General features: G+C 72.5%; 12 protein-coding genes and 2 pseudogenes. 10 read left to right on the forward strand and 4 right to left on the reverse strand.

All coding sequences use genetic code 11. From position 1 onward, the window contains the following. Positions 1 to 353 (reverse strand): annotated as a pseudogene (locus ACTWQJ_RS33665) (ATP-grasp domain-containing protein); the annotation flags it as partial. Positions 354 to 907: 554 nt separating this feature from the next. On the opposite strand from ACTWQJ_RS33665, the gene ACTWQJ_RS33670 reads away from it, so the two are divergent. Both ACTWQJ_RS33670 and ACTWQJ_RS33675 read left to right on the forward strand, forming a co-directional pair. Beyond that, entirely contained in the window at positions 908 to 1,768 is an 861-nt protein-coding gene (locus ACTWQJ_RS33670) for a metallophosphoesterase family protein (protein WP_443310287.1), read from the forward strand. Then, positions 1,765 to 2,445 carry a 4'-phosphopantetheinyl transferase family protein gene (locus tag ACTWQJ_RS33675; RefSeq protein ID WP_443310288.1) on the forward strand — a complete coding sequence of 227 codons (681 nt, stop codon included), beginning with the start codon at positions 1,765 to 1,767 and terminating at the stop codon, positions 2,443 to 2,445. The genes ACTWQJ_RS33670 and ACTWQJ_RS33675 overlap by 4 nt, the downstream gene beginning before the upstream one ends. A 15-nt stretch (positions 2,446 to 2,460) precedes the next feature. Here the strand turns inward: ACTWQJ_RS33675 and ACTWQJ_RS33680 are convergent, their stop codons facing one another. From ACTWQJ_RS33680 to ACTWQJ_RS33690, 3 genes are all read right to left on the reverse strand, one after another. After that, positions 2,461 to 2,697 (reverse strand): hypothetical protein, encoded by a 237-nt coding sequence (locus tag ACTWQJ_RS33680; RefSeq protein ID WP_443310289.1) that lies wholly within the window; start codon positions 2,695 to 2,697, stop codon positions 2,461 to 2,463. Positions 2,698 to 2,868: 171 nt separating this feature from the next. Then, on the reverse strand, positions 2,869 to 3,399 hold the full coding sequence (locus ACTWQJ_RS33685; protein ID WP_443310290.1) for a toxin-antitoxin system, toxin component: 531 nt from the start codon (positions 3,397 to 3,399) through the stop codon (positions 2,869 to 2,871). 32 nt (positions 3,400 to 3,431) lie between these two features. Continuing rightward, complete coding sequence (locus ACTWQJ_RS33690) at positions 3,432 to 4,088, reverse strand: helix-turn-helix domain-containing protein (protein WP_224738132.1); 657 nt, start codon at positions 4,086 to 4,088, stop codon at positions 3,432 to 3,434. 223 nt (positions 4,089 to 4,311) lie between these two features. On the opposite strand from ACTWQJ_RS33690, the gene ACTWQJ_RS33695 reads away from it, so the two are divergent. The 8 genes and pseudogenes from ACTWQJ_RS33695 to ACTWQJ_RS33730 form a co-directional block, all read left to right on the forward strand. Further along, positions 4,312 to 4,983 carry an MmyB family transcriptional regulator gene (locus tag ACTWQJ_RS33695; RefSeq protein WP_443310291.1) on the forward strand — a complete coding sequence of 224 codons (672 nt, stop codon included), beginning with the start codon at positions 4,312 to 4,314 and terminating at the stop codon, positions 4,981 to 4,983. Between the two features lie 109 nt (positions 4,984 to 5,092). Then, a complete protein-coding gene (locus ACTWQJ_RS33700; RefSeq protein ID WP_443310292.1) occupies positions 5,093 to 6,250 on the forward strand; it encodes an NAD(P)/FAD-dependent oxidoreductase in 1,158 nt (385 codons plus the stop codon). Beyond that, entirely contained in the window at positions 6,247 to 6,546 is a 300-nt protein-coding gene (locus ACTWQJ_RS33705; protein WP_443310293.1) for a (2Fe-2S)-binding protein, read from the forward strand. The genes ACTWQJ_RS33700 and ACTWQJ_RS33705 overlap by 4 nt, the downstream gene beginning before the upstream one ends. Further along, positions 6,539 to 7,954, forward strand: a complete 1,416-nt coding sequence (locus tag ACTWQJ_RS33710) for an FAD/NAD(P)-dependent oxidoreductase (RefSeq protein ID WP_443310294.1) — start codon at positions 6,539 to 6,541, stop codon at positions 7,952 to 7,954. Before ACTWQJ_RS33705 ends, ACTWQJ_RS33710 begins: the two co-directional genes overlap by 8 nt. Before the next feature lie 61 nt (positions 7,955 to 8,015). Beyond that, positions 8,016 to 8,912, forward strand: coding sequence for a dihydrodipicolinate synthase family protein (locus ACTWQJ_RS33715; RefSeq protein ID WP_443310295.1), 897 nt, complete (start codon positions 8,016 to 8,018; stop codon positions 8,910 to 8,912). Between the two features lie 13 nt (positions 8,913 to 8,925). Next, positions 8,926 to 9,927, forward strand: a complete 1,002-nt coding sequence (locus ACTWQJ_RS33720; protein WP_385510000.1) for a proline racemase family protein — start codon at positions 8,926 to 8,928, stop codon at positions 9,925 to 9,927. A 52-nt stretch (positions 9,928 to 9,979) separates the two neighbouring features. Beyond that, positions 9,980 to 10,678, forward strand: a complete 699-nt coding sequence (locus tag ACTWQJ_RS33725) for a GntR family transcriptional regulator (protein ID WP_443310296.1) — start codon at positions 9,980 to 9,982, stop codon at positions 10,676 to 10,678. A gap of 160 nt (positions 10,679 to 10,838) precedes the next feature. Next, positions 10,839 to 12,143: pseudogene (locus ACTWQJ_RS33730) on the forward strand (phosphocholine-specific phospholipase C); the annotation flags it as partial. Positions 12,144 to 12,151 lie beyond the last annotated feature (8 nt).

Here is a 12,151-nt window from a genome sequence, read left to right on the forward strand (position 1 = left end):
ACCTTGTCCTGGAAGACGGCCACGGCCTCCGGCGGCGGCGCCAGCAGCGCCGTACCCACCGCCTCGAACTCGGCGCGGTGCGCCACGATCGCCGCCTGGTGCAGCCGTGGCACGAACACGTCGATGCCGCGCCGGGCGCACTGGTCCAGGGCGAACTCGACGTACGCGGCCGGGGACAGGCCCTCCGGCTCCAGCTCGGCCGTGTCGGCGGCGGCCAGTACGGGCGAGTCGGGGTCGCCGTGCGTGGCGTGGATCTCGACGGCCCGGTCGCTGGGATTTCTCCGCAGCTGATCCATGAAGAACACGTTCTCCGCGTACGTGCGGTTGAGCCAGACGCGTACGCGAGAGACCATGCAGGCCGCCTTTCACGGTTCGCGGGCACGGCGGAGCGAGGCCGGCCCGGCCTGGGGTGGTTGGAGGTACACCGAACCGCCCCTGGTGAAGGGAGTTTCGTGGCGGTGGTGTTGGGGCGATCATACGGCTTCGCGGACCCGCCGCGTGCAACGTGCGTGTTACGGATTTTCCGGTCGTGCCCACCCGCTGCGCGGGTGCCTGCTAGGGCCTGTCCGGCGGATCAGGTCGGCTCCAAGGGGCGGTGACTGATCGGCGCTGGTGAGCGGGGTCTGGTGCGTGCAGCTGCAAGGCGGAGGAGGGAGTCGACGCGATGGGGGCCCCTCCCGCGCATGGGGGTCCCCCCGCTCGAGCGAAGTCGAGCGTGGGGGAGAAGCCGAGCGTGGGGGAGTCGGCGAGTGACGACAACGCGGCAGATGTGCGTGCCAGACCCCGCGATTCCGGCATGATCCGCCGGACAGGCCCTGGCCCGCCGGTACGCTCGGGTCGCCCTTGCCTGACGAGCCGCGGCTGTGTTCTCGTGGTCCCGTCCGTGTGATCGTGAAGGGGGCGACAGGTGACATCGACGGCCGGTGGTGCCGGGCAGCTGCTGGCCATCAGCGACCTGCACATCGGGTACGCCGAGAACCGCGACCTGGTCAGGGAGATGCGCCCCCACTCCGACGACGACTGGCTGCTCGTGGCCGGTGACGTCGCCGAAACCGTGGCCGACATCCGCTGGGCGCTGGAAACCCTCGCGGGCCGCTTCCGCAAGGTGATCTGGGTGCCCGGCAACCACGAACTGTGGACCCACCCGTCGGACCCCGTCACCCTGCGCGGAGTCGCCCGCTACGAGCACCTGGTCGAGGTGTGCCGTGAGCTGGGCGTGACGACACCCGAGGACCCTTACCCGATCTGGGACGGCCCCGGCGGCCCGGTGGCCGTGGCGCCGCTGTTCCTGCTGTACGACTACAGCTTCCTGCCCTCCGGCTGCACGACCAAGGACGAGGGCCTGGCCTACGCGCACTCGACCGGCATCGTCTGCAACGACGAGTACCTGCTGCACCCCGACCCCTATCCCACGCGTGAGGACTGGTGCCGGGCCCGGGTCGCGGAGAGCGAGCGCCGGCTCGCCGAGCTCCCCGAGGAGCTGCCGACCGTCCTGGTCAACCACTATCCGCTGGACCGGCACCCGACGGAGGTCCTCTGGTACCCCGAGTTCGCCATGTGGTGCGGCACCCGGCTGACCGCGGACTGGCATCGCCGGTTCCGGGTGGAGACCATGGTCTACGGGCACCTGCACATCCCGCGGACCACCTGGCACGAGGGCGTCCGCTTCGAAGAGGTGTCCGTGGGCTACCCGCGCGAATGGCGCAAGCGCCCGCAGCCGCCCGGCCGGCTGCGCCGCATCCTGCCGAGAGAGGAAGCGACCCGGTGATCGAGGAGCTGCTGCCCGATTCCGTGGTGGCCGTCGAGGCGCACGGCGACGACGGGACCGAGCCGGCGCCGCTGTACCCGGAGGAGGCGGCGGTGGTCGCGCGGGCCGTCGCCAAGCGCCGGCGTGAGTTCGCCGTCGTACGCGGCTGCGCCCGCCGCGCCATGGAGAAGCTCGGCGTGCCGTCGCAGGCCGTCCTGCCCGGGGAACGCGGCGCCCCGCGCTGGCCGGACGGCCTGATCGGCAGCATGACCCACTGTGACGGCTACGGCGCCGCCGCCCTGGTCCGCGCCACCGACCTGGCCTCCCTCGGTATCGACGCCGAACCCCACGCACCGCTCCCGGAGGGCGTCCTGGAGTCCGTCGCCCTGCCGGGCGAGCAGGACCGGCTGCGCCGCCTGGCCGCGGAGCACCCCGCGGTCCCGTGGGACCGGCTCCTGTTCAGCGCCAAGGAGTCGGTCTACAAGGCATGGTTCCCGCTCACCCGGAAGTGGCTGGACTTCTCGGAGGCCGACATCGACCTCGTCATGGATCCGCACGGGCGGACGCACGGCCGTTTCCGCGCCGCACTGCTCGTACCGGGCCCCGTCGTCGGCGGCGAACGCCTCGGCGGCTTCGAGGGACGCTGGACCGTCCAACGGGGCCTGGTGGCAACGGCGGTGGCGGTGCCGCACATCTGACCGCGGCCGGAACCGTCAGGGCTCCGGGCACCAGCTCTGCAGCAGGCGGAAGAACCCCTCCTCGTTGCCGGTCAGGCCTGCGGCCGCCAGCGCCTGTTCCGCCTCGGCGAGGACGGCGGGCGGGACGACGGGTGGCATACGGGCGTCCGGTGGGCCGGCCGCGGTGTCGAACGCCGCTCGTACCGTGTGCAGCAGTCGAAGGTAGGCCTGCACGGCCATGCGCTCGCGGTCGGTCAGTACGGCTGTGGGCATCGGTCGGCTCTCCCCGCCTCGTCGTGGCCTCACGTGCCCGGAGGGCACGTACGCCCCGCTCACCGGTGGCGCCCCTCCAGCTTGCCGTCCACCACTGACAATCCGGCTCTGCCGCCCCTCGGTTCGCCCGCTCAGCGGAGGCGAAACGTCATCGAAGGACGCTCGGCGGCCTCAGCCCTGCGGGCCCAGATACCCCAGCGACGCCTCGATCCGCCCGGCGAGATGATCCCGCTGCACCGGACCGCGCAGCGCCGAACCGGCAAGCCACGTACGGCATTTGCTGGCGAGCAGCAGCCCGAAGCTCTCCGCCTCCTTCTCGTCGGCGAGGTCGAACCGAGTGCGCGCGGCGACCTTCAGGACCGTCGCCTGGAGATCGGCGTTGTCGTCGAGTAAACGGGCCGCGACCGCGGCGCCCTCGACGTGATGGCTGCAGTGCCCCCGCTTCATGTGCCACAGCTCGTGCCCGAGGATCACCAACTGGTGGTCGGGCGCGGTGCGTTCCTCGATGACCACGAGGTCCTGGTCGGCCATGTCGAGCCACAGCCCGCTGGCCGTGCCGGGCGGGAAGGCGGCCGTACGGAAGTGGACGGGGCGGCCGCGGCGTCTGCTCATCGCGTCGCACAGGGCGGCGTACAGGTCGGCGGGCGTGGCCGGCGCGGGCAGCGTGAGCTCCGCGACCAGCTCGCCGCACAGCCGGCGCATTTCCCTACCGATGCCCACAGGTAACCCCCGGATCACGACTCGGGCCGCTGCACGCTCTCCAGGAGCATGTCCAGCCACTCGGCGACCTTGTCACGGTGCTGGTCGGTGGGCAGTTGGGCGGCCCGCCAGGCGATGCCGCGGACGCCGTGGTCCTGCAACAGCCGCTCCAGCGGGTCGTCGGCGGCCGCGGCCGCCTCCCGCTCCCGGTCGGCGAGCTTCTGCAGCAGCTCCTGCTCGGTGCGCTGGAGCGTGCCCGCGAGCGCCTCCGGGTCCTCGGCCGTGAGGAATCCGGCGTGCACCCGGAAGAAGCGCTGGATGGCGTCGCAGTGCTCCATGGTCGGCCGCCGGTCGCCGTTGATGAGGGCGCCGGCCTGCTGCCGCGACATGCCCGCGCCGTCGGCGATCTCCTGCTGGGTGTACCTGCGCCCGTTGGGTTTCAGCCGGGTGCGGCGCAGCAGGTCCAGACGCTGCAGGAACCGGGCCTGTACATCGGGCTCGCCTGCCGGGCGCCCGCTCAGCAGGTCCTTGACGACGGGCTCGGGGACACCGGAGGCCACGGACAGCCGGGCGGTGTCGAAGACCTCCGCGTGCGGTACGCCGAGCCGGCCGGCGAGCGCGGTGACGCGGGCGATCACGGCCGGCAGCGTGGCCGTCGCCGTGGCGCCCGGAACCTCGTAGCCATCCGTCACCGACAGGTCTCCTACGTCTCTCACAGGCTTGTGGTCAGTGGTTGCCGTGAACTTCCCGGAGATTAGCGGGTGCTTCGAACTCACATCCAGGTCTCGCCACAACTGTGGCCAATTTCAGCCGTCAACGGGCATGAAATGCCACGATAGTTGACATCGCAAGCGTCGGGGCAGCAGGATCGGGACGCCGCGTGAAGGCCGCATAGGCAAGAGGGGTGACCTCCCGATGGCACATCAGGCAGGAGGGCAGCGGTCCGCGCTGCGGTCCGTCCCCGAGCGTTCCGAGGTGCGGTCGTATCTCCAGGACTACGCCACGTTGCTCGAGGCCGTCCCGTTTCCGTCCGTCGTCGTCGACCACTGCTGGGACGTCGTCCTGGCCAACAGCGCGTTCCAGAGCCTCTTCCGCGAGATCGGTCCGCATCCGACGGCGATGCCGGGCGAGAACTTCCTCAGGTTCGTGCTGTTCCACCCCGAAGCGCCCGCCGTCCTCGGCGAGCACGAGTCCCGCTGGTTCCTGCCGATGCTGGCCCACTTCGCGGCCGCCGTGGAGCGGCACGGGCACGACCACGGACTGCAGGCGATCCGCCGGGAGATCGCACAGGATCCGATCATGGAGGCCGCCTACCGGCAGGGCCTGCCGCACTGGATCCGGTCCGTCGGCGAGGCCGCCGTCGAGCACGACGGGGCGGTCCGCCCGCTGCTGCACCCCGACCCGCGCTGGGGCGCCACCGAGTGCCGCATCGTCGGCGAGACCCCGAGGACCCTGCAGGACATGGGATACACCCGGCTGACCATGGTGCTGCGCGAAGTGCGCCGGCCGGCTCCCGCGCCGCGCCGCCGGCCGCGCGACCGCCGTACGGCGAGCCACCTCAGCGTGGTGCCCGCCCCCGAGGCCTGACCGGGCACCGTCGGCGTTCAGGTCGCCGGCGGCGCCACGGTCGGGGTTTCCCTGCATCCGCCGTGCGCGAGGTGTTCCGCCGACCTGTGCTGTGTGACATATTACTGCTGTGGGCAACCAACTCACCTGCGATGTCGTGGTCGTCGGGGCCGGAATGGTGGGCGCCGCGTGCGCCCTGTACGCGGCCCGGGCCGGCCTCGACGTCGTCGTGGTCGACCGCGGTCCGGTGGCCGGCGGCACCACCGGCGCCGGTGAGGGCAATGTCCTCGTCTCCGACAAGGAGCCGGGCCCCGAACTGGACCTCGCGCTGCTGTCGAGCCGGTTGTGGGCCGACCTTGCGCAGGAGTTCGGGAAGTCCGTCGAGTACGAGGCCAAGGGCGGCGTCGTGGTGGCGTCGACCCCTGACGGGCTCACCGCACTGGAGCGCTTCGCCGCCGGGCAGCGCGCCGCAGGAGTCCTCGCGCAGCCGGTTGCGGCCGACACGCTGTACGACCTCGAACCCCACCTCGCCCCGGGCCTTCCGGGCGGCGTGCACTACCCCCAGGACTCCCAGGTCATGCCCGCCCTGGCCGCCGCCGAACTGCTGCGGGCCTCCGGCGCCCGCCTCCTCACCGGCCGGAACGTGACGGACGTACTGCGCACCCCGGACGGCACCGTCCGGGGAGTCCGTACCGAGCGGGGCGATGTGCACGCCCCGGCGGTGGTCAACGCGGCCGGCACCTGGGGCGCGGAACTCGCCGCGCTCGCGGGCACGTTCCTGCCCGTCCTCCCGCGCCGCGGCTTCGTCCTCGTCACCGAACCGCTCCCGCGCCTGGTCCGCCACAAGGTGTACGCCGCCGACTATGTGGCCGACGTGGCCAGCGACTCGGCGCAGCTCCAGACCTCGCCGGTCGTGGAGGGCACCGCCGCCGGGCCGGTACTGATCGGCGCGAGCCGCGAACGCGTCGGCTTCGACCGGACCTTCTCCCTGCCCGTCGTCCGGGCCCTGGCGGCGGGCGCGACCCGGCTGTTCCCGTTCCTGGAGCGGGTTCGCGCCCTGCGCGCCTACCTCGGCTTCCGCCCGTATCTGCCCGACCACCTGCCCGCCATCGGCCCCGACCCCCGGGTCCCCGGCCTGTACCACGCCTGCGGCCACGAGGGCGCGGGCATCGGGCTCGCCACCGGCACCGGTCACCTGATCGCGCAGGTGCTCACCGCGAAGACCCCCGATCTCGACCTGACGCCGCTGCGTCCCGACCGCTTTCCCGCACCCGAGGAGGGCCCGTGAACCCGCTGGAGCTGGCGCGCGCGCAACCGGGACCGGCCTTCACGGTCACCCTGGACGGCCGCGCGATCGAGGCACTGCCCGGCCAGACGGTCGCCGCCGCGCTCTGGTCGGCCGGCGTCACCTCGTGGCGAGCCACCCGGGACACGGGCCGGCCGCGCGGGATCTTCTGTGGGATCGGCGTCTGCTTCGACTGTCTGGTGACCGTCAACGACCGCCCGAACCAGCGGGCCTGTCTGGTGCCGGTGCGGCCGGGCGATGCGATCCGTACGCAGGAGGGGACGGGCCACGATGACTGAGCGCGCGACGACCGGGCGACCGCACCTTGCGGTGATCGGCGCGGGTCCGGCGGGGCTCGCCGCCACCGTTGCCGCGGCGGCGCGCGGGGTCCGGGTCACGCTGGTGGACGCGGCGACCGAGGCGGGCGGGCAGTTCTACCGGCAGCCCGCCGCCGGGCTCGGCGCCCGCCGCGCGCAGGCCCTGCACCATCACTGGCGGACCTGGCGGCGGCTGCGGGACGCCCTCGCCGGGCACGTCGAGGCGGGCCGCGTCACGCACCTGACGGACCATCATGTGTGGTTCGTGGAGCGCGGGCCGTCCGGCAACTGCACCGTGCACGCACTGCTCGGCCCCGAGCAGGAGGAACCCGCCACCGTCCGGTCCGACGCCGTCCTCCTCGCCACCGGCGGATACGAGAGGGTCCTGCCCTTCCCCGGCTGGACCCTGCCCGGCGTCGTCACCGCCGGCGGGGCCCAGGCCATGCTCAAGGGCACCCTCGCCGTGCCCGGACGCACCGCCGTGGTCGCCGGAACCGGCCCGTTGCTGCTTCCGGTGGCAACCGGCCTCGCCGCGGCCGGCGTCGAGGTGGCCGCGCTCGTCGAGTCCGCCGGCCCCGCGGCGTTCCTGCGGCAGGCCCGCGCGCTGGCGGCACAGCCGGACAAGGTCGCCGAAGGGGCCGGATTCGCGGCCCGGTTGCTCCGGCACCGGGTACGCACTCTCGTCCGGCACACCGTCGTCGAGGCCCACGGCACCGACCGGCTGGCGGCGGTCACCGTCGCCGCCCTCGACGCCGACGGCCGGATCCGGCCGGGCAGCGAACGCCGTATCCCCTGCGACACCCTCGCCGTCGGTCACGGCATGCTGCCGCACACCGACCTCGCCGAGACCCTCGGCTGCCGCCTCGACACAACCGGCGTGCACGTCGACGACGAACAGCGCACCGACGTCCCCGGCGTCTGGGCGGCCGGCGAGACCACCGGCATCGGCGGCTCGGCGCTCGCCCTCGCCGAGGGCCACATCGCAGGATGCTCCGCCGCCGCCCGCCTGCACGGCACCGCACCCGACCCGCGCACCTGGGCCGCGGCGGCGAGGTCCCGTACCCGCCTGCGGGCGTTCTTCGCCGCCCTCGACACCGGGTACGCGCCGCCCGCGCAGTGGGCCGAACAGGTCACCGACGACACCGTCGTGTGCCGGTGCGAGGAGGTCACCGCGCAGGCGGTCCGCGTGGCCGTGCGGGAGCTGGGCGCCGGTGACCTGCGGACCGTGAAGCTGCTGACGCGGGCCGGGATGGGCTGGTGCCAGGGCCGGATGTGCGGGCCCGCGGTCGCCGGGCTCGCCGGGTGCCCGGAGACGGCGGAGCGCAGGCCGTTCGCCCGGCCGGTGCCGCTGGGCGTGCTGGCACACGCGGGCGAACCGGACGACGACTGATCGGGCCCCACGGCCGCCGACAGTGAAATGTCACACCGTATGGAGAGGGACCACACCGCAGATGACCGTCACCGAGAACCGACCCTGGCGCGGCGTCCTCGTCGCCACCGCGCTCCCACTGACCGACGACCTCTCCGTCGACCACGACGCATACGCCGAGCACTGCGCCTGGCTGATCGAGAACGGCTGCGACGGCGTCGTCCCCAACGGCTCCCTCGGCGAGTACCAGGTGCTCACGCCCGAGGAGCGCGCCCAGGTCGTGGAGACGGCCGTGGCCGCGATCGGCGGCGCCCGGGTGATGCCCGGGGTCGCCGCGTACGGCTCGGCGGAGGCCCGGCGCTGGGCCGAGCAGGCGCGGGAGGCGGGCTGTGCCGCCGTGATGCTGCTGCCGCCCAACGCCTACCGCGCCGACGAGCGGTCCGTCGTGGCGCACTACGCCGAGGTCGCGAAGGCCGGCCTGCCGGTCGTGGCGTACAACAACCCGATCGACACCAAGGTCGACCTCGTACCCGAACTCCTCGCACGGCTGCACGGCGAGGGCCACATCCACGCAGTCAAGGAGTTCTCCGGCGATGTGCGCCGCGCCTACCGGATCGCCGAACTCGCCCCGGACCTGGACCTGTTGATCGGCGCCGACGACGTCCTGCTGGAACTCGCCATCGCAGGCGCGAAGGGCTGGGTGGCCGGCTACCCCAACGCGCTGCCGAAGTCGACCGTCGAGCTGTACCGCGCCGCCGTGGGCGGGGACCTCGCGACGGCCAAGTCGCTCTACGCGCAGCTGCACCCGCTGCTGCGCTGGGACTCCAGGGTCGAGTTCGTGCAGGCGATCAAGCTGTCCATGGATGTGGTGGGCCGCCACGGCGGCCGCTGCCGTCCGCCCCGCGTCCCGCTGCTGCCCGAGCAGGAAGCCGTCGTCCGCGCCGCCACGGAGAAGGCCGTGGCGGCCGGGCTCGCCTGAAGGAGCCCGTCCCATGCGCAGCACACTCGTCCTGCACGCCGTCGACTCGCACACCGAGGGCATGCCCACCCGGGTGATCACCGGCGGGATCGGCACGATCCCCGGCGCCACGATGAACGAGCGCCGGCTGTACTTCCGCGAACACCGCGACGACATCAAGCAGTTGCTGATGAACGAGCCGCGCGGCCACTCCGCGATGAGCGGCGCGATCCTCCAGCCGCCGACCCGCCCGGACTGCGACTGGGGCGTGGTCTACATCGAGGTCTCCGGCTATCTGCCGATGTGCGGGCACGGCACGATCGGCGTGGCCACCGTCCTCGTCGAGACCGGCATGGTCGAGGTCGTCGAGCCGGTCACCACCATCCGCCTGGACACCCCCGCGGGGCTTGTCGTCGCCGAGGTCGCGGTCAAGGACGGCGCCGCGCAGGCGGTGACCCTCACCAACGTCCCGTCCTTCAGCGTCGGCCTCGACCGCAAGGCCACGCTCCCCGACGGGCGGACGGTGACGTACGACCTCGCCTATGGCGGCAACTTCTACGCCATCCTCCCGCTGGAGCAGTTCGGCCTGCCCTTCGACCGCTCCCGCAAGGACGACATCCTCAAGGCTGGCCTCGCCCTCATGGACGCCGTCAACGCCGAGGCGGAACCGGTACACCCCGAGGACCCGTCCATCCGCGGCTGCCACCACGTCCACCTGTACGCCCCCGGAGCCACCGCCCGCCACTCACGGCACGCGATGGTGATCCACCCCGGCTGGTTCGACCGTTCGCCCTGCGGTACGGGCACCAGCGCGCGCATGGCACAGTTGCACGCGCGCGGCGAACTGCCCCTGCACACCGAGTTCGTGAACGAGTCCTTCATCGGAACGCGATTCACCGGACGGCTGCTCGGCACGACCGAGGTGGCCGGTGTCCCCGCTGTCCTGCCGAGCTTCACCGGCCGCGCCTGGATCACCGGCACCGCGCAGTACCTGCTCGACCCCACCGACCCCTTCCCGGCCGGTTTCGTCCTCTGACTGTCCGCGCCCCGTCCGCCCGACCCACCTGCCCGCACAAGGAGACGCCCCCATGCCCGCCCGGCGCACCAGCACCCCCTCCGCCGCTGCCCCCGCCCTGCCGGCACTCGGCGGCAGGAAGAGCAGCTACCGGGAGCGGGTCGCCGACGCGCTGCGGGCCGCGCTGATCGCCGGGGAACTGCGCCCCGGCGAGGTGTACTCCGCGCCGGCACTGGCCGCCCGCTTCGGCGTCTCCGCGACCCCCGTGCGCGAGGCGCTGCTGGACCTGGCCAAGGAGGGCCTCGTCGACACCGTCCCCAACAAGGGCTTTCGGGTCACCGCGGTCTCCGAAAAACAGCTCGACGAGTACACCCACATCCGCCGGCTCATCGAGATCCCCACGGTCGTGGACCTGGCCAGGACCGCGGACCCGGTCTCGCTCGAGGCGCTGCGCCCGGCCGCACAGGAGATCGTCACCGCCGCCGCGGCCGGGGACCTCATCGCCTACGTCGAGGCCGACACCCGGTTCCATCTGGGCCTGCTCGCCCTCGCGGGCAACGCCCACCTCGTCGAGGTCGTCGGCGACCTGCGGGGGCGCTCCCGGCTGTACGGCCTCACCGCCCTCGTGGCGGCGGGGCGCCTGCTCGCCTCCGCCGAGGAGCACCTCGAACTCCTCGACGCCCTGCTGGCGCGCGACGAGCCGGCCGTCCGCGAGGTGATGACCCGGCACCTCGGTCATGTACGGGGGCAGTGGGCGGCGCCCGGGGGCTGACCCGCTGCACCGGAACGCAAGCACCCCACGTACCGACGACTTTCACACCCGCGCCACCGGACCCTTCCCTGACGTTCGGTGCTCTTGGAACACTCCTTCCGCGCGCATTCCGTCACCAGCCGGCCGGTCGAACTCCGTCAGGACGAGAGGTCCCTCACCCATGCCCGAAGTCAACCGGCGCAGATTCCTCCAGATCGCGGGAGCCGGCGCGGCTTTCACCGCCCTGGCGAGCAGCATCGAGCGTGCCGCCGCGCTCCCGGCCAACCACCGTTCGGGGACGATCGAGGACGTCGAGCACATCGTCGTCCTGACGCAGGAGAACCGTTCTTTCGACCACTACTTCGGCAAGCTGAGGGGCGTCCGCGGCTTCGGCGATCCGAACCCGGTGACGCTGGACAACGGCAGGTCGGTGTGGCACCAGGCCCAGGACGGCAAGGAAGTGCTGCCCTTCCACCCGACCGCCGACGACCTCGGAATGCAGTTCCTCGAGGGCCTGCCGCACGGCTGGACGGACGGCCAGCAGGCCTACAACGCAGGCAAGTACGACCAGTGGCTGCCCGCGAAGGGCACCACGACCATGGCCTACCTGACCCGCGAGGACATCCCCTTCCACTACGCCCTCGCCGACACCTTCACGGTCTGCGACGCCTACCACTGCTCGTTCATCGGCTCCACCGACCCGAACCGCTACTACATGTGGTCCGGCTACACGGGCAACGACGGCCAGGGCGGCGGCCCGGTCCTCGGCAACGACGAACTCGGCTACGACTGGACGACGTATCCCGAGCGCCTGGAGCAGGCCGGGATCTCCTGGAAGATCTACCAGGACATCGGCGACGGCCTGGACGCGGCCGGCTCCTGGGGCTGGATCGAGGACGCCTACCGCGGCAACTACGGCGACAACTCGCTGCTGTACTTCAACAAGTACCGCAACGCCCAGCCGGGCGAGCCCTGGTACGACAAGGCGCGCACTGGCACCGACGTCAAGAACGGCGACGGCTACTTCGACCGGCTGCGCGCCGACGTCCAGGCCGGCAAGCTGTCGCAGATCTCCTGGATCGCCGCCCCCGAGGCCTTCTCGGAGCACTCCAACTGGCCCTCGAACTACGGCGCCTGGTACATCGCGCAGGTCCTGGACGCGCTCACCTCCAACCCGGCGGTCTGGGCGAAGACGGCCCTGTTCATCACCTACGACGAGAACGACGGCTTCTTCGACCACCTGGTCCCGCCGCTCCCGCCGAAGTCCGCCGCGCAGGGCAAGTCCACGGTCGACGTCTCCCTCGACCTCTACCCGGGCGACAGCAAGCGCCCGGCCGGCCCGTACGGCCTCGGCCCGCGCGTGCCGATGCTGGTCGTCTCGCCGTGGAGCAAGGGCGGCTACGTCTGCTCCGAGACCCTCGACCACACCTCGATCGTCCGGTTCATGGAGCGCCGCTTTGGGGTCGAGGAGCCGAACATCTCGCCGTGACGGCG

The organism is Streptomyces sp. KR55, assembly GCF_052245645.1.
Lineage (GTDB): Bacteria > Actinomycetota > Actinomycetes > Streptomycetales > Streptomycetaceae > Streptomyces > Streptomyces flavusporus.